Source organism: Kocuria sp. ChxB (assembly GCF_044359605.1).
GTDB classification, from domain to species: domain Bacteria; phylum Actinomycetota; class Actinomycetes; order Actinomycetales; family Micrococcaceae; genus Kocuria; species Kocuria rhizophila.
This window is the reverse complement of sequence record NZ_CP121123.1, coordinates 1,971,542-1,994,706: the sequence shown is the minus strand read 5'-3', so window position 1 is coordinate 1,994,706 and position 23,165 is coordinate 1,971,542. Positions and strand designations below refer to the sequence as shown.

General features: G+C 71.5%; 18 protein-coding genes. 10 read left to right on the top strand and 8 right to left on the bottom strand.

Annotation, left to right across the window (positions count from 1 at the left end):
* Window positions 1–71: 71 nt before the first annotated feature.
* From P8S73_RS08830 to P8S73_RS08820, 3 genes are read right to left on the bottom strand one after another with little or no spacing between them, the layout of a single operon-like run.
* Window positions 72–482 (bottom strand): holo-ACP synthase, encoded by a 411-nt coding sequence (locus P8S73_RS08830; protein ID WP_047978976.1) that lies wholly within the window; start codon window positions 480–482, stop codon window positions 72–74.
* Entirely contained in the window at window positions 479–1,633 is a 1,155-nt protein-coding gene (locus P8S73_RS08825) for an alpha/beta hydrolase family protein (protein WP_235005119.1), read from the bottom strand. Before P8S73_RS08825 ends, P8S73_RS08830 begins: the two co-directional genes overlap by 4 nt.
* Window positions 1,630–3,294 (bottom strand): hypothetical protein, encoded by a 1,665-nt coding sequence (locus P8S73_RS08820; RefSeq protein ID WP_235005120.1) that lies wholly within the window; start codon window positions 3,292–3,294, stop codon window positions 1,630–1,632. Before P8S73_RS08820 ends, P8S73_RS08825 begins: the two co-directional genes overlap by 4 nt.
* Window positions 3,295–3,793: 499 nt before the next feature.
* Between P8S73_RS08820 and P8S73_RS08815 the strand changes: the two genes are divergently transcribed.
* Genes P8S73_RS08815 through P8S73_RS08805 form a run of 3 tightly spaced genes read left to right on the top strand, consistent with a single transcriptional unit; the run spans window position 3,794 to window position 7,222 of the window.
* Window positions 3,794–5,059 (top strand): glycosyltransferase family 4 protein, encoded by a 1,266-nt coding sequence (locus P8S73_RS08815; protein ID WP_019311044.1) that lies wholly within the window; start codon window positions 3,794–3,796, stop codon window positions 5,057–5,059.
* A 52-nt stretch (window positions 5,060–5,111) separates the two neighbouring features.
* Window positions 5,112–6,155 (top strand): GDP-mannose 4,6-dehydratase, encoded by a 1,044-nt coding sequence (gmd, locus tag P8S73_RS08810; RefSeq protein WP_019311043.1) that lies wholly within the window; start codon window positions 5,112–5,114, stop codon window positions 6,153–6,155.
* Window positions 6,152–7,222 (top strand): GDP-L-fucose synthase, encoded by a 1,071-nt coding sequence (locus P8S73_RS08805; protein WP_019311042.1) that lies wholly within the window; start codon window positions 6,152–6,154, stop codon window positions 7,220–7,222. Before gmd ends, P8S73_RS08805 begins: the two co-directional genes overlap by 4 nt.
* Before the next feature lie 269 nt (window positions 7,223–7,491).
* On the opposite strand, the gene P8S73_RS08800 is transcribed toward P8S73_RS08805, so the two are convergent.
* The 4 genes from P8S73_RS08800 to P8S73_RS08785 form a co-directional block, all read right to left on the bottom strand.
* Window positions 7,492–8,751 carry a lipopolysaccharide biosynthesis protein gene (locus P8S73_RS08800; protein WP_019311041.1) on the bottom strand — a complete coding sequence of 420 codons (1,260 nt, stop codon included), beginning with the start codon at window positions 8,749–8,751 and terminating at the stop codon, window positions 7,492–7,494.
* Window positions 8,745–9,599 (bottom strand): glycosyltransferase family 2 protein, encoded by an 855-nt coding sequence (locus P8S73_RS08795; protein WP_070636601.1) that lies wholly within the window; start codon window positions 9,597–9,599, stop codon window positions 8,745–8,747. Before P8S73_RS08795 ends, P8S73_RS08800 begins: the two co-directional genes overlap by 7 nt.
* 67 nt (window positions 9,600–9,666) lie before the next feature.
* Window positions 9,667–11,076: an O-antigen polymerase gene (locus tag P8S73_RS08790; protein ID WP_135010687.1), complete on the bottom strand. Its 1,410-nt coding sequence runs from the start codon at window positions 11,074–11,076 to the stop codon at window positions 9,667–9,669.
* Window positions 11,077–11,090: 14 nt separating this feature from the next.
* Complete coding sequence (locus P8S73_RS08785) at window positions 11,091–12,437, bottom strand: polysaccharide biosynthesis tyrosine autokinase (RefSeq protein ID WP_158217872.1); 1,347 nt, start codon at window positions 12,435–12,437, stop codon at window positions 11,091–11,093.
* A gap of 563 nt (window positions 12,438–13,000) precedes the next feature.
* Between P8S73_RS08785 and P8S73_RS08780 the strand changes: the two genes are divergently transcribed.
* The 4 genes from P8S73_RS08780 (at window position 13,001) to P8S73_RS08765 (ending at window position 18,377) form a co-directional block, all read left to right on the top strand.
* A complete protein-coding gene (locus P8S73_RS08780; protein WP_019311037.1) occupies window positions 13,001–13,537 on the top strand; it encodes a DapH/DapD/GlmU-related protein in 537 nt (178 codons plus the stop codon).
* Window positions 13,538–13,542: 5 nt separating this feature from the next.
* Window positions 13,543–14,658: a glycosyltransferase gene (locus tag P8S73_RS08775; RefSeq protein WP_135010688.1), complete on the top strand. Its 1,116-nt coding sequence runs from the start codon at window positions 13,543–13,545 to the stop codon at window positions 14,656–14,658.
* A 573-nt stretch (window positions 14,659–15,231) separates the two neighbouring features.
* Window positions 15,232–16,428 (top strand): phosphoglycerate dehydrogenase, encoded by a 1,197-nt coding sequence (gene serA / locus P8S73_RS08770; protein ID WP_019311034.1) that lies wholly within the window; start codon window positions 15,232–15,234, stop codon window positions 16,426–16,428.
* Window positions 16,429–16,736: 308 nt separating this feature from the next.
* A complete protein-coding gene (locus P8S73_RS08765; protein WP_050899526.1) occupies window positions 16,737–18,377 on the top strand; it encodes a DASS family sodium-coupled anion symporter in 1,641 nt (546 codons plus the stop codon).
* 280 nt (window positions 18,378–18,657) lie between these two features.
* Here the strand turns inward: P8S73_RS08765 and P8S73_RS08760 are convergent, their stop codons facing one another.
* The gene (locus P8S73_RS08760) at window positions 18,658–19,275 is read right to left on the bottom strand and encodes a Dps family protein (protein WP_047979305.1); all 618 of its coding nucleotides are present in this window, start codon (window positions 19,273–19,275) and stop codon (window positions 18,658–18,660) included.
* Window positions 19,276–19,468: 193 nt separating this feature from the next.
* Between P8S73_RS08760 and P8S73_RS08755 the strand changes: the two genes are divergently transcribed.
* The 3 genes from P8S73_RS08755 (at window position 19,469) to P8S73_RS08745 (ending at window position 23,163) form a co-directional block, all read left to right on the top strand.
* Complete coding sequence (locus tag P8S73_RS08755; RefSeq protein WP_124109507.1) at window positions 19,469–21,571, top strand: NADPH-dependent 2,4-dienoyl-CoA reductase; 2,103 nt, start codon at window positions 19,469–19,471, stop codon at window positions 21,569–21,571.
* A gap of 247 nt (window positions 21,572–21,818) precedes the next feature.
* Window positions 21,819–22,646 carry a DUF3662 and FHA domain-containing protein gene (locus tag P8S73_RS08750; RefSeq protein WP_019311030.1) on the top strand — a complete coding sequence of 276 codons (828 nt, stop codon included), beginning with the start codon at window positions 21,819–21,821 and terminating at the stop codon, window positions 22,644–22,646.
* A 1-nt stretch (window position 22,647) separates the two neighbouring features.
* A complete protein-coding gene (locus P8S73_RS08745) occupies window positions 22,648–23,163 on the top strand; it encodes an FHA domain-containing protein (RefSeq protein ID WP_047979306.1) in 516 nt (171 codons plus the stop codon).
* Window positions 23,164–23,165 lie beyond the last annotated feature (2 nt).

The following is a 23,165-nucleotide window of genomic DNA, read 5'->3' as shown; positions in this document are numbered from 1 at the left end:
GCTTCTCGTGCTCCGCGGTACCGCCCTCTCTGCGGTCCCAGCGGTGATCTTGTGGTCTTCGACGGGTGCTGTCAGGGCGCCGTGGCGCACGCCACGGCCATGGCGAAACCTGCGTCGTGCGAGGTGCTCACGCTCCAGTCCCGCACCCCGCCACGCTCCGCGACCCGCGCGGCGGTCCCCCGCAGCCGCACCTCGGGAACGCCCCCGGGCCCGGTGCGGATCATGATCTGGGGCCACGCCACGGCGTCCTCGACCCCGGGGCGCAGCACCTTCAGCACGGCCTCCTTGGCGGCGAACCGCCCGGCCACGGACTCCGCGGCCGGAAGCTCGGACGAGCTCGTGAGCTCCGCGATCTCCTCCGGCGCGAACACCGCGCGCAGGTAGCGTTCGCCCCGCTGGGCGAGGGCCTCCGCGACCGGTGCGACACCCTGCAGGTCGCAGCCCACGCGAGCCCCGCGGGCGGCGTCGTGCGCGGCGCTCACGACCCCTCCCCGGAGGTGACCGCCTTGAACTCGGGGGCGACCGACGGCTCGCCCGCGGTGCGCTCGATCCCCACGCGCTCGGACCACCGGCCCAGGGCGACGACGGCGGCGGGGCGCCAGCACTGGAACACGTGTCCGCCGTCGCACTCACCCACCTGTCCGTACTCCGTGTACTGGTAGGGGACGCCGCGGGTGTCGAGCTCCCGCGCGAACGTGGCGGTGGTGTCCCGCAGAGCGGGCTCGATGTCCCCGTCCGCGCCGTTGCCCTGCCCCGCGAAGAGCTGCACGTGGACGTCCTCAAGCGACGCGCTGTGCGTCATGGGGTCGTGGGCCTTCCACTGCTCCTCGGTGGTGAAGTCCCCGTCACCGAACACCGCCTCCCACTGCCCCGTGGACTCGTGGGACGCGGCCGAGAAGTTCTGGCGCACGTCCTTGGAGGACAGGTCCAGGACCCCGGACAAGCTCACGGCCTCCCCGAAGAGGTCCGGGCGGTCCTCGGCGTAGCGGACGGCCCCGTAGCCTCCCATGGAGTTGCCCATCACCAGCCGGTGCTCCCGGTCCGTTGCGGTGGAGAGGTGGGAGTCCACCCACGGGACCACCTGCTCCAGGTGGAAGGTCTCCCAGTTCTGCGTCAGCTCGTCCTGCGTGGCCCAGTCGGTGTACCACCCCTGCTTGCCGCCGCTGACGATCACCGTGATCACCGGCAGGCCCTGGGTGACCTGCTCCGCCTGGCCCGCCTCGTACCACTGCAGGGCGGGGGCGTCGACCGCTCCGCTGCCCGGCAGCATGTAGACCACCGGGTACTTCTTGGCGGGGTCGTAGCCCTCCGGGGTGATCACCACCATCGAGTTGCGCCCGCCGGGCGCCTCCGGGGACACGGCGTCGGTGCTGACCCCGAGCTCCACCGCACGCGGGGAGAGACCCCGCGCAGAGGTGACCGTGATCCCGTGGTCCTGCGTGGTGATCGCCTCGGGGTCCTGGAAGCCCACCTGCGCCACCGCCTGGGCGTCGAACCCCGCGATCGAGCTCGTGCCGGTGGTGGCGTCCGGCGTGCCGCCCCCACCGCAGCCGGTGAGCAGCAGTGCGGCCGCCGCGCAGCCGGCGACGACCCGCACCGAGGCGGCGCGCGCGGTGCTGCGGTCTCTTCTCACACGGCGCACGGCGCCACCTCCTCCTGGGGGAAGGCGCTCAGCCCGAGCGCCGCGTCCACGATCTGCAGGGCGGTGCGGCGTGAGGCGCACGCCTGGAGCGAGTGGTCGAGCGCAGGAACCTGGGCCACCCGGATCCGCCGCCCCTGACGGGTGAGCCGGGCCAGCCCCTCCTCCCCGCGCTCCTGCCGGAACAGCAGGCCGTCCTCGGGGCCGAAGCAGAACAGGACCTCGGCACCTCGCGAGGCGTACTCCATGACCACCTCGGGGACGTTCGGGATGTTGCGCCTGCCCAGCGCAAGCCACACCGGGTACGGCATGCGGCGACGCACTCTGTTCTTGGCCCGGGTGCGCCAGCTGGCGCTGACCTCCACATCGGCCATGGTCCGCAGCTGCTCCAGCACGGCGTCCACGTCCCAGTTGCGGTAGAGCTTGTCGTAGTACGTCTCCCCGGCACGCCATGCCACGTTGTTGAGCACCACGCGGCTGGTCATGGCGCTCGTGGGCGGGGCCATGGCCACGAGCCAGCCCCCCACGCACAGGCCGACACCCGTGATCTCCTCCCCCGTGCGCTCCTTAAGCCAGGCGGCGCCCAGGTCCAGGTCCGCGACGCCCTGCCCGGTGTAGGGGTTGATGTCCTTGAGCTCGTCCAGACCGGCCGCGTCACCGCAGTGGTGACGCTCCACGCGGATGGCGGGCACGCCGCGGGCCGCGAGCCGACGGGCCTGCACGGTCCACAGACCCGTGGGGCCGTCCTTGGGGTCCGCGGAGGGCGGAGCCAGCAGAACGGCGCCGGCACCGGTCCCGTCGCGGCCCACGGGATGGGTGTAGGAGGCAGGCAGCAGATCCTCCCCGAGCTCGAGGAGCTCCTCGGCAACATCCACCCCGAACTCGGCCACGTGGAATCGCGCGGTGGTCCGTGGCTGCCAGGAGCTCACGTCCGCCCGCTCGGAGGCATCCTCCCGGGGGCCGTCCAGGCGGGCCACGAGCGAGGCGATCGCCTCCGGGCTGGACTTCGCGTAGATCGCCGCCACCCCGTAGAGCTTCTTGGCCACCGCGCGGTCCTCCTCGCGCACCGGCTCGAGCCCGGGAGTTGCGAGTTTGCGGGGATCCGGGAGCGCGCGGATGGCGGCGGCCTCCTCCCCCGTGAAGTGCGCTCCGCCAATCTCCACGCCGGAGTCCACCTCCGGCGGCAGGTCGAGTCCGCTGGCGCGGCGCAGCCCGGTGTACTGGCGCATGTACACGGCCCCGGAGACCGGCTCCCACAGCAGCCGCTTCTCGAACGGCAGCCCAGAGGTTGCCAGCACCGACGCCCCGATGCGCAGCCCGATCCCGTGGACCGGCAGCTCCGGGCCCACGAGCTCCCGGGCGGCGCCGTACGCCACCGCGAGGTCCCGGTGCCACACCTGCACGGGGTCGCTCCCGGGCGGGCGCTCACCCGACTCCGAGGTCCCGCTCCAGGCCATTCGGACGACCAGCCAGCCCGCCTGCGCCGCCCGCGCCGCAACCAGCCGCATGCTGCGGTGGCTGACCACTTCCTCGCGTGCCAGTGCGGGCGCCACGACGACGGCGCCGCGCACCTGACCGCTCTGCGGTCCGTGGACCCACGCGTGAATGGTGTGGTCGTCCCCCGTCAAAAAACCTGCCTGCCCGGCAATACGCATGAATTCTCCCCAGTTCTGCTCCGGATGCACCTCAGCCGTACACCGTTGCTCTGCCCCCGCCGCCACGACGAGCGCCGTTCTGCCGGCGTGTTCCCCACCGCCGACGGCGTGTCCCTGCCCCGAGCACCGCATTGCCCCCGCGGATGCCGTGCAGGTTTGCACTCACAAAGCATAGCCAGGACACGCATCAGCGGGCCGGGAAACAGTGTCCCCTAATGTGTGGTTTTCCATTGAAGCGACTATTTTCCCCGGTCCGACCAGCGCATTTACCGGGTTGTACCTACATGGGCCCACACAGAATTGTCGTCATTGCGGAGTCGAATACTTGGCGGCGTGATTATGATGGCAAACGCCGGTGTTCCAGGGAGAGAACGAGCACCGGCACCGACCGCCGTTCCCCGTGAACCGTCACGGGAAGCGGCAGGTGGGCCTGGGGAGGCCCACCGCAACTGGGGGAGAGCAGGGGCGGCGCCCCTGCTATTCAGGGGGAGGAGAGAGCGTGGCACCACGCGTCCTGATCGTAGGTCTCAACTATTCACCGGAGCACACGGGCATCGCTCCGTACACCGCGGGCATGGCCCGGGCGCTACGCGATGCCGGGTGGGACACCGACGTCATCACCGGCCTGCCGCACTACCCGCAGTGGAGCATCCACGAGGGGTATCCGAAGCGCGGTGACGGGTACGAGGTCATCGACGGAGTGCCGGTGCTCCGCGTGCCACACCCCGTGCCGCACGACGCCGGGCAGCTGCGCCGGTTGGGCATGGAGGTCGTCTTCGGCCTGCGCGCCGCCACCGCCGCATGGGGGGACCCGGACGTCGTCGTGGTCGTCACGCCGGCGCTGTTCGCCTCCGCGATCGTGCGGGTGCGCGCGGCGTTGACCCGGACCCCGGTGGTCGCCTGGGTCCACGACATCTACACGGCTGGCCTCTCGGAGACGGGCGCGGCCAGTGGACCGGTCACGCGCCTGATGCGAGCGGTGGAGGGGACGTTCCTGCGCTCGTGCGACGGCGTCGTCGTGATCCACGACCGGTTCTCCGAGTACCTCCGCCGCCACATGGGAGTGGCGGCGGACAGGGTGACCACCGTGCGCAACTGGACCCACATCTCCGAGGCACCCAGCGTGGACACCGCCGCCCTGCGGCGGCGCTTCGGCTGGGAGCCGGAGGACGTGGTGGTGCTGCACACCGGCAACATGGGCGCCAAGCAGGACCTCGGCAACGTGGCTGCCGCCGCACAGGTGGCCGAGCGCACGGGTGCGCCGCTGCGGTTCGTGCTCGTGGGCGGCGGGCACCAGCGCCCGCAGCTCGAGGCGCTCGCGGAACGCACCCCGCGCTTCGAGGTGCTGCCCAGCGTGGACAACGACACGTACGCCGGGCTGCTGCGGGCCGCGGACATCCTGCTGGTCAACGAGCGTCCCGGGCTCACCGAGATGTGCGTGCCCAGCAAACTGACCAGCTACTTCACGGCTGACCGCCCCGTCCTCGCGGCCGTCGAGGCCGAGGGCCCCTCCGCCGCGGAGCTGGCGGCGGCGGACGCGGGCATCCGTGTGGAACCCGGTGATCCCGAGGCGCTCGTGGCGGGGGCCATGACACTGCACGAGGAGTGGATCACCACCGGGGGCGCCACCCACCGGGGCGGACGCGGCTACGTCCGTGACGTGCTGAGCCGCGGTGCCGCCGTGCGCTCCTTCACCACCGCCCTGCACAAGCTGCGCCCGGGCATCGCAGCGGAGCACAGGGCACCCGTCACCGCCCATTCCTGACACACCGGGCCGCACCGGCCCACCGCACTGATCCACCAGGGGAGAGACCACCATGAACCAGAAGAAAGCACTCATCACCGGCATCACCGGCCAGGACGGCTCGTACCTCGCGGAGCTGCTGCTGTCCAAGGGCTACGAGGTCCACGGCCTGATCCGCCGCGCGTCCACGTTCAACACGTCCCGGATCGACCACCTGTACCAGGACCCCCACAACCCGGACGCGCAGCTGTTCCTGCACTACGGGGACCTCTCGGACGCAGCACGGCTGGTCACCCTCATGGGGGAGATCGACCCGGACGAGGTCTACAACCTGGCCGCGCAGTCCCACGTGCGCGTGTCCTTCGACGAGCCCGAGCACACCGGTGACACCACCGGGCTGGGCACCGTGCGGCTGCTCGAGGCCGTGCGCCGCGCCGGCGTGAAGTGCCGTTTCTACCAGGCCTCCACATCAGAACTGTTCGGTGCCACGCCGCCCCCGCAGGACGAGAACACCCCGTTCTACCCGCGCTCGCCGTACGGCGCGGCCAAGATCTACTCGTACTGGATCACCAAGAACTACCGCGAGGCGTACGACATGTTCGCGGTGAACGGGATCCTCTTCAACCACGAGTCCCCGCGCCGCGGCGAGACCTTCGTGACCCGCAAGATCACGCGCGCCGTGGCCGCGATCGCCGCGGGCAAGCAGGAGCACCTGTACATGGGCAACCTGGATGCCATCCGCGACTGGGGCTACGCCGCCGAGTACGTGGAGGGCATGTGGCGCATGCTGCAGGTGGACGAGCCCGAGGACTTCGTGCTGGCCACCGGCCGGCCCAGCACGGTGCGCGAGTTCCTCGAGACCTCGTTCGAGCACGCCGGGCTGGACTGGGAGAAGCACGTGCGCTTCGACGAGCGCTACCTGCGACCCACCGAGGTGGACGCCCTGATCGGTGATCCGTCCAAGGCCGAGGAGAAGCTCGGGTGGAAGGCCACCGTGCACGCCCCCGAACTCGCCCGCATCATGGTGGACGCGGACCGCGCGGCCCTCGAGTGCGCGGGCACCCCGTGGATCGACACCGTCTCCCAGCACATCTGGGCCCCGGGGAAGGCCGCATGAGCACCGAACTGCACGAGGAGGAGATGGTGGACGCCACCGCACCGGGTGCCGACTGGCCCCGCACCGTCAGCGATCCGGCCGACGCCCGCACCACGGACGACGTCCGCTACACGCCGGGGCCCCTGGACCGCTCGGCACCGTTCTACGTGGCCGGGCACCGGGGCCTCGTGGGCTCCGCCATCTGGCGGCACCTGGAGTCCGCAGGGTTCGAGAACCTGGTGGGCGCCACGTCCGCGGAGCTGGACCTGCGGGACCGCGAGGCGGTCGAGGCCTTCATGGCGGAGCAGAAGCCCCAGTACATGGTGCTCGCGGCGGCCAAGGTCGGCGGCATCGGGGCGAACAGCACCCGCCCGGTGGACTTTCTCTCCGACAACCTGCGCATCCAGCTCAACCTCCTGGACGCCGCGCGCGCGGTGGACGTGGAACGGGTCCTGTTCCTGGGCTCGTCCTGCATCTACCCCAAGCTCGCGGAGCAGCCGCTGCGGGAAGATGCGCTGCTGACCGGGTACCTGGAGCCCACGAACGACGCCTACGCGATCGCCAAGATCGCCGGCATCCTGCACGTGCAGTCGGTGCGCCGCCAGTACGGGCTGCCCTGGATCTCGGCCATGCCCACCAACCTGTACGGGCCCGGGGACAACTTCTCCCCCACAGGCTCGCACGTGCTCCCGGCCATGATCCGCCGCTACGACCAGGCGGTGCGGGACGGCGACACGGAGATCACCAACTGGGGTTCCGGGTCACCGCGCCGCGAGTTCCTCCACGTGGACGACCTCGCCTCGGCGTGCCTGTTCCTGCTGGAGCACTACGACGGCCCCCAGCAGGTCAACGTGGGAGTGGGCGAGGACGTCTCGATCAAGGAGCTCTCGGAGCTCGTGGCCGCGGCCACCGGATTCGAGGGCACCACGCACTGGGACGCGTCCAAGCCGGACGGCACCCCCCGCAAGCTCATGGACGTCTCGCACCTGAGCGCGCTGGGCTGGACCGCGTCCATCGACCTGCCCACGGGGCTCGACGACGCCGTGGCCTGGTACCGCGCGCACCGGGACTCGGCGCGGGGCACCTGACACACTCCCGGCGAGCACACGACGGCGGGCGGTCCTTCACGGGGCCGCCCGCCGTTCTCGTGCTCCGCACCGTCACGGTCCCGCGTGGTGGCGGGTTCCGCCCAGGAGACGGCATCCCGGACCCTGCCCGCACCTGCAGGCGTGGCCGGTCTGCGGCTGAGCATCAGCCGGCCTGCAGGTGACGGCGCGAGGGAGCCCGAGAGCTGACGGGCGGCGTCGTCCTGCGCCGCAGGCCCCGCCCGCTCAGGGGCGGGGACCCGTGGAACGTGTCAGAGCACTCCCAGCCAGCAGACCGTGAGACCCACGGCGCTGAGCCCCGCCCCGAACCAGAAAGACCGCCACGGTGCGGCCCTGCCCACGAGCAGGTACGCGGTGAGCACCACGGCGAACTCGCGCAGCACCAGCACCGTGGCCGCGAGCTGCAGGTTGAACGACGCCACCCACGCGATCACGGCACCGAAGACGATGCCGATGACCGGCCCCACGAACGTCTTCCACGCCGCACCCGTGCGCACGAGCAGCACCGACGCCGCCCAGGACAGCACGCCGGGGAAGGACACCATGGCGATGAACGGCACCATGGCCATCGCCGGGCGCCACTCCTCCCCCAGAACCGGTGTGAGGACGATGGCGGCGACCTGCGAGACGACCACCCCTGCAACGGCCAGGATGAGCGCCCGGAACAGGTAGTGGTCGCTGGCGTCCCGGATCTCGTCGGGGGTCTCCTTGTCCGCCACCCCCACACGCACCATGTTGGCAGTCGACGCCGCGAGCGCGTCTCCCGGCGCACGGCCCACGGCGCTGCCCGCGGTGTAGGTGCCCAGCACCGCTGTCCCGGCGAAGACCGTCATGAACAGCCGCTCGGCCTGGCCCTGCAGCCAGGCCATGAGCGCGTAGCCGGACATCGTGGTCATGTCCGAGAGGATCGACTTCTCCCCGGGGGTGGACCGCGGCAGCGGTTCCGTGCTGCGTCGTGCGGCCCGCCAGCACAGCAGGGCGAAGGTGCCCTCCGTGACGGCCAGCTGCAGGGAGGGCCCCAGCAGCGAGTGGGTCATGACGAGCACCGCACCGCCCACGGCCAGTCCCGCAACGGAGGCACGCAGCTGCATCCGCGCCAGGGTCCCCCACTGGTTGGTGGCCTGCAGGGTGCCCACGTAGAGCAGCCCCAGGGCGCCGAAACCCGGAGCGAACGCGACGGGGAGCACCTGGAGGAACTCGCCCCAGGTCTCCAGGGTCCCGTTGGAGCGCAGGAAGAGCATGAGCCCCACGAGGATCGTGAACGCCAGCACGGGCATGACGGTGCGGTAGCGGTTCATGATCCGCATGCCGCCGGGCTCGGTCAGCACCCGGATCACCGCGAACCTGGCGCCGGAGTCGATGGTCACCTGGATGGCCGTGTAGCACAGCGTGACCACGTTGTAGATGCCCACGTAGTGCGGGTTGGTGAACGCCGCGAGGGTCAGGATGACCAGCGCCGAGGACACCCGGGGCAGGGCCCGCTCGATGAGTGACTTGATCTGGTTCAGCATGCGGGTTCCCTCGCCACGCCCGCGACCTGCGCCAGGTGCCGCCGCGTGTAGGGCCGTGTTCCGGGACGGACCCCGGCCACAACCGCCCGCAGCTGCTCGGCGGTGCCCACGGGACTGCCGGGACCGCCCCCGTTGTCCACGAGCCACGTCATGCCGCTCGTCCGGGCCCACGCGTCCCAGGCGCGCCGGACCTCGGGGTCCTGAGCGATGCGGGCGTGGTAGTCCGGCGCGCTCGACAGCTGCCCCGGGCTCAGCCGGTAGGCGATCAGGGGCATGGCCAGTTTGTGGATCCGGGCGCCCTGGCACAGGGCGTCGAGCCACAGGACGTAGTCCTCGGCGGTGTTGGGCCGCGCGTAGGCGTCCGCGAGTTCGAGCGTCTCCCGGCGCGCGAGCATGCTCGAGTGGAACAGCGGGTTCACGAACGGCAGCAGCAGTCCGAGCTCCGTGCTCGTGAGGCTCCGGGGGTAGGAAAGCCGAGGGAGCATTCCCTGCCCGAACCGGACGCCGCCGCCGCACACGATGTCCGCGTGGCCCAGTGCCCGCATGCTGGCGGTGAACCGCCACGGCAGCGAGAGGTCGTCCGCGTCGGTGCGCGCCACGAACGCGCTGTCGGTGGTGTCCAGCGCGTCCCGCATGCGCGCCACGGTCCCCACGTTCACGGCGTTCTCCCGCACGACGACGCGGCGGTCCGCCACCCGATGGGCGGCTCGCTCGGTCTCGGCGTCCGGGCCGTCCACGGAGACCACGAGCTCGGAGTCGCGGGGCATGGCCCGCAGCGTGGAGCGCATGGCGCTCTCCACGGTGGCACCCGCGCGGTACGCGGGCATGATGACGGTCAGCTGTGGCATGGTTCTCTTCCCGGTGATGATGGTCCGATGCGTGGGCTCCCCTGCCCCGCGGTCGGTGGATGGTGTCTCAGAGGCGGGCAGTGCTGCGCTGCCACGGGGCCTCGACCGTCTCGGACGGCTCGGGGTCGAGCGGCTGGCCCGTGTCGTACGGTCTCGCGAAGATCCGCTCGGCCACCCACAGCCCCCACAGCGGCAGGATCGAGAGCGTCACGAACACCTCGAAGGACTCCAGCTGCCCCACGATCCCCTGGAACACGAGGGTGGAGCCGATTGTGGCCAGAAGCACCCTGTTGGTCTCGCTGCGGCTGCGGCTGTAGGCGTCCGACACCACTGCGGAGACCAGCCCGAGGAGGAAGTATCCCCCCACAGCCCCGAGCACCCCGAAGTTCAGGATCATCTCGGCGGTGAAACCGGGCACCACGTAGATCTGGTCCTCCCCGCCCAGCAGGTCGTAGCCCGAGACCTCCACCATGGAGCGGAACGGGTTGTCCACGTCGATGCCCACGAGGTGCAGGAGCGAGAGGGGGACGTTGAGCAGGGCGCTCCACACCGTCTCGCCGTGGAGGGCGCCGTGGAGCTCCGTGTGGTTGGCGGCCCACGCGGCCATGGAGAACCGCCCCCACTGCCAGTCCACGAAGGACCAGGGGTCCGTGGTGGCTCCCACCCGCTGCATCGTGGTGTAGACGATGTAGCCGGCCAGCAGAGCTGCCCCCGCCACCATGAACGGCCAGCGCAGCACGTTGATCCTGGGGAGCATCAGCGCGAGCAGCGGGAACGCCACGTAGACGATCTCGGAGCGGCCGCCGTTCCAGGAGGCACTGACGGCCAAGGCTCCCAGGCCCACCACGAGCAGGATGGTGTTCCACACGGCGGGTCCCGGCGAACGACGTCGGCAGGCCAGCACCAGCACCAGCAGCGTCACAGCCCAGGGCAGCCATCCGGCCAGGAACGCGAACCTCGCGTTGCCGTCGTCCACCGCGATGATGCGCCCACCGGTCTGGTCGGTCGTGGCCCCCATGACGCGCACCAGTCCGAAAGCACCCGCGCCCGCGAGCGCGAGCGCGACACCCCCCACGGCCACCCGGTGCGCTGCGGCGAACGAGTAGAGGTTCTCCGGGGCGAGCGGTCGGCGGGGCATCGTACGGGCTCCCGCTCGGGCGGGAAACAGTCGGGGTCGAGGCAGCACGAGCCCAGCCCACAGCGCGCAGCTGCCCAGGAACGTGGCCCATGCGGCCTCCGTGAGCCCCGACGTGGAGCCCACGGGATCACCCGAGAGGACCTCGTAGAAGCCACGCTCCTTGGACCACTCGAGCACGTGGGCGAAGCCCGAGAGCACGTTGGCCAGCAGGAAGTTGAGCATCATCCACATCCGCAGGTTCACCCCGTCGATCTGCCGGGTGCGGACGTGGATGATCGCCAGCACACCCACCACTGCGGAGGCCGTCAGGAGAAGCACGGCGACCGCGACGGGATTCATCGCGCCCACGGTGCTCAGACCAGACCGGGACGACCGCGCGAGGCCCGCACCTTGTTGGCCACGAGGGACACGGGAGCGCCGCGGAAGGCGTCCACCGAGGTCTGCAGCTGTTCCGCGGAGACGCGTCCCGGAACGGCGACCAGCAGGATCTCGTCGGAGAGCTCACCGAGCACCGCGGCATCGGCGGACTCGCTCAGCGGCGGACAGTCGAGGATGACCACGTCGAACTCCGACCGCAGGTCGCGGATCAGGGACTCCATGGGCTCGGAGCACACCAGGTCGCTGGAGCGGGACGTGGGCGGGCCGGCGGGCAGGAACGTGAGGCCGGGCCCGAGCCGCACCACGCCCTGCTGTGCCACGGCACGGTCCTCCACGAGGTCCGAGAGGCCCGGGTGGTTCTGCTGCTCGAGCAGCTCGGTGACGCCACGGTCGGAGAGGTGGGCGTCGACCAGGGCCACCCGGCTGCCGAGGCCCACGAAGCTGCGCGCCAGTTCGAGCGCCACGGTGCTCGCGCCGTCACCGGCGCGGGTGCCCGCGACCACGAGGACGGCGCAGCCGTCGGTCTGCGGAAGCACAGAGGCGTGGCGCTGCTGCAGGCGCGATCGCAGTGCGGTCACGTGCGGTGCCGCGTCGTCCGACGCCGAGCGCTCCAGGGCACCGGGCTCGAAGCTGCGCGCGTCGCTCAGCCGCTTCAGCTTGGGAACCGACACGGCCAGCGTGGCACCCGGTACGCGCCGCAGCTCCTCCACGGTGCGGGGCCGGCTGTTGAGGCTGCCCAGCACGAAGGCAAGGACCACTCCCAGCAGCGCCCCCACGCCCAGGCCGATGAGCGGGTAGCTCCAGGCCGGCAGACCTGTGGTCTCGTCCGGCACCTGAGCCTTGCTGAGGACGGTGGCCTGGACGGTCCCCTCCCTGTTGGCCACCTCCGGAGACAGCGTGCCAACTCCTTCGGTCAGCTGGTCGGCGACCCCGTTGGCCACGATCTGGGCCTCCTCCGGGGAGTCGGCCGTGGCGTCGATCTGGATGATCGAGGTGGCGGTCGGATTGGTGACGTCGAGCATCTCCTCGAGCTCTGCCACGGTCTTGTCCACGCCGGTGGCCTTGCGCACGGGTTCCAGGACGTAGGGCGACGTGGCCACCGTGGCGTAGGACTTCAGCTCCCGGGACAGGTACGTGGCCGCCTGGTTGAGCTCGGTGGCCGAGTCGCTCGTGGGAATGGACACGTAGAGCTCCGACGTGGCCTCGTACTTGGGCGGCAGCACGAGTGCGAGAACTACCCCCGCGAGCACGCCCACGAGCGTGAGTGCGGCTATCGCCTTCCACCAGTTCCTCAGTACATCGACGTAATCTCGCAGCGTCATGCGTCCTCCCAGCCCCCTTGTGACGACGGCCGGGCGAATGCTCCCCGAGCACTGCCCAGCGCCCGGAGGGATTGGTCTCAGCCCGACCGTCTCTCCCCATGTGATATTCCGCAGTCTAACGCGGGCCATCTGGTCCATGAACGCGGCCGTAGTTTCTGCGGAATGGCTTTGTACCCATATTGGGGGATAAATTGGCATCCTATTTTTCTCTTTCCCGGTAATCAGGGCGGGAAAGACGCGGCGATTCACGGTGCCCCTCACAAATTCCCATTCTCACGACAAGTACTCGAAACCTGCGGCATTCGCGCCGCCACATGCGTACTCATCCATCCCGCCCCCGTCCCGCAGTCACGGCCCACGCGCACACGCCTCTCGTCCGCGCCGCTTTCCTGCCGAGTGCGACACCCTCCCCGTGTTCCCTCTTGTGGGGTCAAAGCCCTCGGCCCGGGCCGGCCGCGGTGTGCCAAGCTGGGGCGCAGCGGCCGCGGAGTGCTGGGGAGCACGGACCCGGCCGCAGGAACAGTCACGAGCACGGACTGCTCGTCACACCAGGGGGAGAGAACATGACACACCACCGACGCCGCCTCGCCACATTCACGGGCCGCGGCTACGACAAGGGCCGCAGCACCCTCCAGTGCGCGGCGTGGGCACTCGTCGCGGAGCCGCTGCAGCGCTCCGTGCTGTGCCCTCCGCGCGTGCGCACGCGCATCCTGCGCGCGTTCGGGGCCCAGATCGGGGAGGGCACCCTGATCCGTCACGACGTGCGGATCCACTGGCCCTGGAAGCTGAGCGTGGGCGAGAACTCGTGGATCGGCGTCGGCGCGTGGCTGCTGAACCTGGAGCCCGTCACGATCGGCTCGGACGTGTGCATCTCGCAGGGCGCCATGCTGTGCACGGGCAGCCACCGCGCGGACGACCCCGCGTTCGAGTTCGACAACGCGCCCATCACCGTGGGCGACGGCGCGTGGATCGCCCTGCGCGCCACGGTCCTGCGCGGCGTGACCGTGGGCGAGGGCGCCGTGGTGGGCGCCACCGCCCTGGTCACCCGGGACGTCCCGGCCGGCGAGCGCGTCCTGGCCCCCGTGGCCGCGAGGGCGTGAGCGGCATGCGGATCCTGCAGATCGTGGCCCTCGTCTCGGGCACCAACGCGTACGGGGGGCCCACCACGGTGGCCTTCAACCAGTGCCGTGCCCTGGCCGACGCCGGCCACGACGTCGTGCTCGCGGCCACCGGTTCCGAGCTGGGCACACCGCTGCCCACGGAGCGCGACGGCGTGCGCACGGCCCTGTTCCCGCCGCACTTCGTGCTGCCGGGCGCGGGCTTCGCGGGGCTGACGTCCCCCGCGATGCTCTCGTGGGTGCGCCGGGTGGCCCCGAGCGCGGACGTGGTGCACGTGCACATGGCCCGGGACCTGCTGACCCTGCCCGCGGCGTGGCTCGCGCAGCGCGCGGGCACCCGGACGGTGGTGCAGACCCACGGGATGATCGACCCGTCGGAGAACCCGCTCGCGGGTCCGCTGGACGCCGCCCTGACCCGGCGCGTGCTGCGGGACGCGCACCGCATCTTCCACCTGACGCCGCGGGAGCAGCGGGAAGTGGCACAGGTGGCGCGCGGTCCCGTGAACCTCATGGAGCTGCACAACGGCATGCCCGTGGGCGCACGGTCGCGCACGGCGAGGACGGACGGGACCTGCCGGGTGCTGTTCCTCGCCCGCCTGCAGGAGCGCAAGCGTCCGCTCGCGTTCGTGGCCGCGGCCCGCTCGCTCGCGCAGCGCTTCCCGCACGCCACGTTCACTCTGGTGGGCCCGGACGAGGGACAGGGGGACGCAGTGCGCCGCGCGATCACGGACGCGGAACTCGGGGACCGCCTCACCTGGGCGGGCCCGGTGGACTCCGCGGGTGCCGCGCAGTGGATGCGGGACTCGGACCTCTACGTGCTGCCCTCGGTGGACGAGCCGTACCCCATGTCCGTGCTGGAGGCCATGTCCTCCGGGCTCCCCGTGGTCATCACGGACACGTGCGGTTTGGCGGACACGGTGCGGCGCACCGGCTCCGGGGCGGTGGTGGACGACTCGCAGCCGGATCTCGAACGCGCACTCGCAGAGCTGCTGTCCGACCCCGACCTGCGGGAACGCACCGGGCGGGCGGCACGGGACACCATTGCCCGGGAGTACGGCATGGACGCGGTCCGCGAGCGGCTGCTGCGGGCCTACCAGGACTGAGCGCCACACGCACCAGGAAAAGGTTCCGGACCTGTCCCCCGGGCGGGGGACGGCGGACTGGCCGATCGGCCAGTCCGGGCCTGGCCGGGGGTCCAGCCCAGATCTGGCCGGTGGTCGGTGGTCCCGACCGGGGCGGCTCCGTAGCGTAGTTACCACCGGGTCAGAACGGATCAGCATCCGCTCGGGGATGGCCCGGTACATGTCACCGACGTTCAACAGCAAAGGACACGCACCATGGACATCTTCACCTCCATCATCCAGTCCCTCGGCACCGTTGCCGGCATCGTTCTCGAGTTCCTCAAGGCCTTCGGCATCGCCGGCTGATTCCGGTCCTGAGACCTGGATGCGAGGTCTGATCCCGCATCCGCACCGCGCGGCCCCGCTTCTCGGCGGGGGCCGCGCGCATGCCGTCACCACGCCGCCCGCACGGCTTCCCGCCGCGCTGCACGTCCGGCGCCGGGGCAACGACCCCGGCCCCGCGGCGTCGTGCCCGTCCGCAGGTCACCCCGGCCCGGCGGCGTCGTGCCCGGTCACGGGGCGGAGGGCCACGAACCCGGACCGTAGGATGACAGCGTGAAGGCCTTACTGCTCGAGAACATCCACACCGACGCCGTCGACGCCCTGCGCAGCCGGGGGTTCGAGGTCGAGACCCGCAAGGGTGCCCTGGACCCCGAGGAGCTGCTCACCGCCCTGGAGGGCGTGGAACTGCTGGGCATCCGGTCCAAGACGCGGGTCACCCGTGAGGTCCTGGAGGCCCACCCGCAGCTGCTGGCCGTGGGCGCGTTCTGCATCGGGACCAACCAGATCGACCTCACGGCGGCCACGGACACCGCCACGGCCGTGTTCAACGCCCCGTTCTCCAACACCCGCTCCGTGGTGGAGCTCGCGCTCGCGGAGATCATCGCCCTGGCCCGCCACCTCACGGACAAGAACGCCGCCGTGCACCAGGGCGTGTGGAACAAGTCCGCCGAGGGCTCCCACGAGGTCCGCGGCCGCACGCTCGGCATCGTGGGCTACGGCAACATCGGCAAGCAGCTCTCCGTGGTCGCGGAGACCTTCGGCATGGACGTCTACTACTACGACGTCGAGGACCGCCTGGCCATGGGCAACGCCACCAGGTGCGACTCCCTGGAGCAGCTGCTCTCCTGCGTGGAGACCGTCACGCTGCACGTGGACGGGCGCGAGTCCAACACCGCCATGTTCGGCCGGGAGCAGTTCCGCCAGATGCGACCCCGCTCCATCTTCCTCAACCTCTCGCGCGGCCACGTGGTGGACATCGAGGCGCTGCACGAGGCGCTCGTCTCGGGCCACCTGGCCGGCGCGGGCCTGGACGTCTACCCCTCGGAGCCCAAGGCCGCCGGGGAGCCCTTCGTCTCCCCGCTGCAGGGACTGCCCAACGTGATCCTCACCCCGCACGTGGGCGGTTCCACGGCGGAGGCCCAGGAGAACATCGGGGGCTTCGTGTCCGGCAAGCTGGTGGACTACTGCCGCTACGGCACCACGAGCCTGTCCGTGAACTTCCCCGAGGTCCAGCTGGACCCGGAGATCCGCGGCACGCGCCTGCTGCACATCCACAGCAACGTTCCCGGCGTGCTGGCGCGCGTGAACTCGGTGCTCGGCGAGCACGGGATCAACGTGGACCGCCAGCAGCTCGTGACCAAGGCCCAGATGGGCTACCTGGTCACGGACTGCGGCAACGGGGTCACCGAGGACGTGGTGACCGCGATCCGCGCGCTGCCCGAGACCATCCGGGTGGCCACCGTCTCCTGACGCCGTTCCGGCGCACGACGCCGCCCGCGCACCGCGCCCCCGTCACCCGCCCCGGGTGGCGGGGTCCGTTCGTGCGGGCAGGGCGCTGGCTCGTCGCCGGCCCCGCCTCGGGCGGCCGCGCACGCGGACGCGCGGTCCGCGACCGCCGTGGGCCCCGTGTCTCCGGCCGGTGCGCCCCCTCGACCGGCCGGTCCGGCGCGTTCACAACCTGACACGCGGGGCCGGCCCGGCGCGGCCCCGGGGTCCCCTCCCCCGCCCTCACCTACGCTGGAGGGGATCCCCTTTCCCACGACGATGTGGAGAACACCATGAGCCACCCGGCCGTGCCCGGCGCACACCTGAAGAACCTCGACCCGGATCCGCACCGCGGCGAGGAGGTGAACTTCCAGTCCCCGGGTGAGCGGGCTCCGGCCGAGAAGCCGCACACCCGCACGATCCGGCTGCTGGGACTGCTCGCGGGTCTCGCCCTCGCCGCGGCCATCTACGCGCTGATGCCGCAGGACGTGCCCCACAACGCCAAGCTCACCGCGGCCACCGCCGTGCTCATGGGCGTGTGGTGGATGACCGAGGCGCTGCCGCTGCCCGCCACGGCGCTGATCCCCCTGGTGGTGTTCCCCACGCTGGGCGAGGACATCACGCTCGACAAGGTGGGCGCCTCCTACGGCAACAACATCATCTTCCTGTTCATGGGCGGGTTCCTGCTGGCCCTGGCCATGCAGCGGTGGAACCTGCACCGGCGCATCGCGCTGCTCACCGTCAAGGTCATGGGCACCAAGCCCTCCCAGATGGTCGCCGGGTTCATGGTGGCCACGGGCTTCCTGTCCATGTGGGTGTCCAACACCGCCACGGCCGTGATGATGCTGCCGATCGGCGTGTCCGTGCTGCTGCTGGTGACCAAGATCGGCTCGGGTGACGGGGAGACCGCCCCGGCCACCGCAGAGGTGGGGGGCTCCCGCGACACCGGGGAGGTGGACCTGCAGGACGACCAGCTCAAGGAGGAGGTGGTCAAGTCCAACTTCGGCACCGCCCTGATGCTCGGCATCGCGTACTCGGCGTCCATCGGCTCCCTGGGCACGATCATCGGCACCCCTCCCAACACGCTCATGGCGGGCTACCTCTCGGACGCGCACGACATCACGATCGGCTTCGGGCAGTGGATGCTCGTGGGCGTTCCCCTGGCCGTGGTGCTCATGGCCCTGTGCTGGCTGCTGCTCACCAAGGTGCTCTTCAAGCCCGAGATCAGCGAGATCCCCGGCGGCAAGGAGCTGATCGGCGAGGAGCTGCACAAGCTCGGCCCCATGTCCTCGGGTGAGAAGCGCGTGCTCGCGCTGTTCGTGCTGGCCGCCGCGGCGTGGATCCTGGTGCCCATCCTCTTCGACGACCCCATGATCTCGGACGCCGGGATCGCGGTGGCCGTGGGCCTGCTGCTGTTCCTGTGCCCCGCCGGCGCCGCACCGGGCGTCCGGCTGCTGGACTGGGAGACCGCGGTCAAGCTGCCGTGGGGCGTGCTGCTGCTGTTCGGCGGCGGCCTGGCGCTCTCCGCCCAGTTCTCCACCTCGGGGCTCACCGAGTGGATCGGCCAGCAGGTCCAGGGCCTCGGCGGCCTGCCCGTGGTGCTGCTGGTGCTGCTCATGGCGGGCGGCATCCTGCTGCTCACCGAGCTCACCTCCAACACCGCCACCGCGGCCACGTTCCTGCCCGTGGCGGGTGGCGTGGCCATGGGCATCGGCGTGGACCCCATGCTGCTGGCCATTCCGGTGGCGCTGGCCGCGACGTGCGCGTTCATGCTCCCCGTGGCCACCCCGCCCAACGCCATTGCGTTCGGCTCGGGCTACGTGACGGTGAGCCAGATGATCCGGGGCGGCGTGTGGCTCAACCTCATCGCCCTGGTACTGATCACCATCACCACCATGACCCTGGGGGTGTGGGTCTTCGGCCTCACCTTCTGAACCCGCTCCGCCGGGCCCACGACGCCGCCGCGCACCCCTGGGTGCCCGGCGGCGTCGTCGTACGGGGCGCGGGAGGCGTGCCGGGACTGGGACGTGCAGCGACCGGGCACGCACGGAGACCAGCCGGCTCGTGCGCATGGTGGCAGGGGGTGCGGGGAGAAGAGCCCCGCGGGGCAGAGCGGGGCGCGCGGCCCGTTCCGTGGGCGCGCACACACGCGAAGGCCCCGGGGGTCGCGCGGGGCGATCCCCGGGGCCGTTGCGGGTTCCTGGACGGGTGGGCCTACTTCTTCTTGGAGCCCTTGGCCGAGGTGCGGGAGGACTTGGCCGCGCCCTTGCCCCCGGTGGCGGACTTCGCCGCGGTCTTCTCCGTGCGGGCCCCCGCGTGGTCCAGCACGCCCGTGCCGGACTCGATGTGCGAGCGCATGAACCACTGGAACAGCTCGAGGCCGCGGACCTGGCCGATCAGCATGTCCTCGGTGATGGGATCCACGTCGCTCACGCGGGCCAGCGCCTCGCGGTGGTCCGAGATGACGCCGTCGTACACGAGGTCCAGCGCGGCGAGGTGCTCCACGCCCGGCGCGCGGTTGATGTCGTAGTCGTCCCACGTGCGCTCGGCCACGATGGCGCCGGGCAGACCGTTGGGGGACACGCCCATGGTGGCCATGCGCTCCGCGAGGTCGTCCACGTAGCCACGGACCTCGTCGATCTGCGGGTCCAGCATCTCGTGCACCGCGATGAAGTTGGGGCCCACCACGTTCCAGTGGGCGTGCTTGAGGGTCAGCTGCAGGTCGTTGAGGGCGTGCAGGCGCTGCTGCAGGATCTCCGCGACGGCGTGGCCCTGCGCGGTGGTGAGACCCGGGACGGTGAAATCGGCGTTCCTGGTGGACTTCTTGGCCATGACAACCTCCTGGTGGAGTCGCGGCTGCCAGCGCGGGATAGCACCGGGCCCGACTTATTGTGATGAATTCAGAATAACAAGCCGAGGGCGAGCGCACCAGGGTGCGGACGACGTCGCCCGCGCCTCCCGCGGGATTGGTGATCCTGCTCACGCACTCTAGGGTGGAGAAAATACCTGAGACCTGGAGTATCGGATGACTGCCTACCCCCACCTTCTGTCCCCGCTGCGCGTGGGCTCCCTGACCCTGCCGCACCGCGTGATCATGGGGTCCATGCACACCGGCCTGGAGGAGACCCCGGGCGGTGAGCAGGAGCTCGCGGACTTCTACGTGGAGCGGGTGCGCGGCGGAGCGGGACTGATCGTCACGGGCGGCGTGTCCCCCAACCGGGAGGGTGCCGCCCGCGAGGGCGGGGCGCACCTGAGCGAGGAGTCGCAGCTGCCCCCGCACCGCACGGTCACCGACGCCGTGCACGCGGAGGGTGGCCTGATCGCCCTGCAGCTGATGCACAGCGGCCGCTACGCCATGCACGCGGACGCCGTGGCACCCTCCCCTCTCCGCGCGCCGATCAACAAGGTCACCCCGCGCGAGCTGAGCACCGAGGACGTGGAGCGGACCGTGGAGGACTTCGCGCGCGCCGCGGGTCTCGCGCAGCGGGCCGGCTACGACGGCGTGGAGATCATGGGCTCGGAGGGCTACCTGATCAACGAGTTCCTGGTGGCGCACACCAACCAGCGCACGGACCGCTGGGGCGGCTCCCCCGAGGCCCGGCGGCGCTTCGCCGTGGAGGTCGTGCGGCGGGTGCGCGAGGTCGCCGGCCCGGACTTCCTCGTGATGTACCGGCTCTCCGCCCTGGACCTGGTCCCGGACGCCCAGGAGTTCGAGCAGGTGCTCGCGCTGGGGCGGGAGGTCGAGTCCGCCGGCGCGTCGATCGTCAACACGGGCATCGGCTGGCACGAGGCGCGGATCCCCACGATCGCCACGAGCGTCCCGCCCGCCGGCTTCACGTGGGTGAGCCGCGCGCTGCGTGAGCACCTGGAGATCCCCGTGGCCGCGGTCAACCGCATCAACACCCCGGAGATCGGCGAGGCCGTGATCGAGCGGGGGGACGCGGACCTCGTGTGCCTGGCCCGCCCGTTCCTGGCGGACCCGTCCTTCGTGTCCAAGGCCCGTGAGAACCGCCCGGACGAGATCAACACGTGCATCGCGTGCAACCAGGCGTGCCTGGACCACACCTTCTCGGGCAAACGGATGTCCTGCCTGGTCAACCCGCGGGCCATGCGCGAGACCGAGCTCGTCCTGGGGCCCACCCGCACGGCCGAGCAGATCGCCGTGGTGGGCGCGGGCCCCGCCGGTCTGGCGTTCGCGGAGGCCGCCGCGCAGCGCGGGCACCGGGTGACCCTGTTCGAGGAGCACACCGAGATCGGAGGCCAGTTCCAGCTGGCCCGGCTCATCCCCGGCAAGGAGGACTACGCCCACACCATCCGCTACTTCCGCACCCGCCTGGCGGAGCTCGGTGTCACGGTGTACACGGGCCGCACCGCCACCGCCGCGGACCTGGAGTTCGCGGACCGGGTGGTGCTGGCCACGGGGGTGAATCCGCGGGTGCCCGGGATCCCCGGCGAGGACGGACCCACCGTGCTCGGCTACAAGGAGGTCCTGGGCGGAGCGCCGGTGGGTGAGCGCGTGGCGATCATCGGCGGCGGCGGCATCGGCTTCGACGTGGCCCACTTCCTCACGCACGACCCCCGCGCGGACTTCTACGAGGAGTGGGGCGTGGACCGCACCCTCGAAGCGCGCGGCGGACTGCTGCGCCCCGCCCCCGCCGCGCCCCTGCGCCGCGTGAGCGTCCTGCAGCGCACCCCGGGCAAGCCGGGAGCGCGACTGGGCACCACCACGGGCTGGATCCACCGCGCCGAGCTGCGCATGGCGGACGTGCAGTTCGTCACCGGCGTGCAGTACCAGCGGATCGACGAGCAGGGCGTCCACGTGCTTGTGCCGGAACCGGGTGCGGCGGCCCCGGAAGCCGGCCGTGCGGCGTCGTCCGGGGCCGGGGCCGGTGGCACGGCGCGTGCGGCGGGAACCACGGCGGTGGCCGAGGCCCCCGCACTGCGGAAGCTGCTGGTGCCCGCGGACACCGTGGTGCTGTGCGCGGGCCAGGAGATCCGTGCGGAGCTCGTGGACGAGCTGCAGGGCGAGCGTCCCGTGCACGTGGTGGGCGGAGCGCACGTGGCCTCCGAGCTCGACGCCAAGCGCGCCATCAAGGAGGCCGTGGAGCTCGCCGCGTCCCTGCCCTGACCGGGGGTGCCCCACGAGGCTCGGGGCCGGCCACCGCGACACCGGGAGGGTCACCCGGACGACGCGCCCGGCCCCGGAGTCGAATTCCCCGGACGGCGGGGCGCACTGCGGTGCACGGGCCGGGCTGTCACCACCCGCCCAGTCCGGCCGGTTACTATTCTGGGAACTGCCCACGACCGTGTGCCCCACCGCACCCCCGCGGCGGCACGGAGAACGCCGCCACTGGCCGAGCGAGAAAGGAGGCGGAATGGGTTTCTGGACCGGACTCGAGAACGGCATCGAGAAGGCCGTGCGCACCGCCTTCACCGCGGGGTCGCGCAAGCGCGTCGAGGCCGTGGAGATCGCGAGCGCGCTGCGCCGCGAACTGGACCAGGAGTCCTTCGGAGTCTCCGGCGGGCGCACCATGGCACCGAACGTCTTCACCGTGGAGTTCTCGGACGACGACTTCCCGCGAGCCCAGGAGTGGGGCGTGCAGCTGGCGGAGGAGCTGTGCGACGTGGTCATCCGCCACGCCCGGTCCCAGGCCTACACCCTCCAGGGCGCGGTGCGGGTGAGCTTCGTGCGCGAGCCCGAGCTGGAGACCGGCGAGTTCCGGATCCTCTCGTCCTTCGAGCGCACCAGCACCCCGCAGGCACCCGCGGACGCGGGGACCTCCGCGCGAGCCCCGCAGCCCCCGGCGCCCGCGCCGCACGCCCAGGGGTACGCCGCACCCGGCCACGACGACGCCGCCCCCGTCCCGCCCGCTCCGGAACCCGTGGTGCCCCGGTCCGCGCCGAACGCCGTGCCCGTGATCGAAGTGGGCTCCGAGCGCTTCTCCCTCAACGCCCCGAGCGTGAGCGTGGGCCGTTCCGCGGAGGCGGACATCACCGTGGAGGACACCGGGGTCTCCCGCAAGCACCTGGAGATCCGTCGCCAGGGCCAGAACTACCTGGCTGTGGACCTCGGCTCCACCAACGGCTCCTCCGTGGACGGCCAGAGGATCCAGGGCCGCGCCCAGCTCGTGGACGGCTCCGTGATCACCATGGGACGCACCAGGCTGGTCTTCCGGCTGCTGGTCCCGAAGGAGAGGCGCTGACGTGTCCGAACTGACCGTGACCCTGCTGCAGTTCGGCTTCCTGGCCCTGCTGTGGCTGTTCATCGCCGCCGTGGTCTTCTCCCAGGCCCGCGACCTCAGCGTGAGCGGCAAGGCCCGCTCGCGATCCCGCGGCCGCACCCGCTCCGCCGTGGCCACCGAGGAGCCCTCCGGTCGTCGCGCTGAGCCCTCCGCTGCCGCCACTCCCGTGACGGGTGGTTCCAGGCACCGGCCCCAGCAGCTCGTGGTGCTCGACGGCCCGCTCGCGGGCAGCAGCTACCAGCTGGGCGCCGCGCCCGTGATGCTCGGCCGCTCCCCCGAGGCCACCGTTCCGCTCGAGGACGACTACGCCTCGGGCCGCCACGCCCGCCTGTTCCCGCAGGGCTCACGCTGGTTCCTGGAGGACCTCGGCTCCACCAACGGCACGTTCGTGCAGGGCCAGAAGCTGACCCGTGCCGCGGCCGTGGAGCCGGGTGTCCCGTTCCGCGTGGGACGCACCGTGATGGAACTGAGGCCGTAGCC

Bases quoted from the DNA above. Each gene is read 5' to 3' on its own strand.
- P8S73_RS08820 (WP_235005120.1), bottom strand. From the start codon at position 3,294: ATGCGTATTGCCGGGCAGGCAGGTTTTTTGACGGGGGACGACCACACC.
- gmd (WP_019311043.1), top strand. From the start codon at position 5,112: ATGAACCAGAAGAAAGCACTCATCACCGGCATCACCGGCCAGGACGGC.
- P8S73_RS08805 (WP_019311042.1), top strand. From the start codon at position 6,152: ATGAGCACCGAACTGCACGAGGAGGAGATGGTGGACGCCACCGCACCG.
- P8S73_RS08800 (WP_019311041.1), bottom strand. From the start codon at position 8,751: ATGCTGAACCAGATCAAGTCACTCATCGAGCGGGCCCTGCCCCGGGTG.
- P8S73_RS08795 (WP_070636601.1), bottom strand. From the start codon at position 9,599: ATGCCACAGCTGACCGTCATCATGCCCGCGTACCGCGCGGGTGCCACC.
- P8S73_RS08790 (WP_135010687.1), bottom strand. From the start codon at position 11,076: ATGAATCCCGTCGCGGTCGCCGTGCTTCTCCTGACGGCCTCCGCAGTG.
- P8S73_RS08785 (WP_158217872.1), bottom strand. From the start codon at position 12,437: ATGACGCTGCGAGATTACGTCGATGTACTGAGGAACTGGTGGAAGGCG.
- P8S73_RS08780 (WP_019311037.1), top strand. From the start codon at position 13,001: ATGACACACCACCGACGCCGCCTCGCCACATTCACGGGCCGCGGCTAC.
- P8S73_RS08775 (WP_135010688.1), top strand. From the start codon at position 13,543: ATGCGGATCCTGCAGATCGTGGCCCTCGTCTCGGGCACCAACGCGTAC.
- P8S73_RS08765 (WP_050899526.1), top strand. From the start codon at position 16,737: ATGAGCCACCCGGCCGTGCCCGGCGCACACCTGAAGAACCTCGACCCG.
- P8S73_RS08760 (WP_047979305.1), bottom strand. From the start codon at position 19,275: ATGGCCAAGAAGTCCACCAGGAACGCCGATTTCACCGTCCCGGGTCTC.
- P8S73_RS08755 (WP_124109507.1), top strand. From the start codon at position 19,469: ATGACTGCCTACCCCCACCTTCTGTCCCCGCTGCGCGTGGGCTCCCTG.
- P8S73_RS08750 (WP_019311030.1), top strand. From the start codon at position 21,819: ATGGGTTTCTGGACCGGACTCGAGAACGGCATCGAGAAGGCCGTGCGC.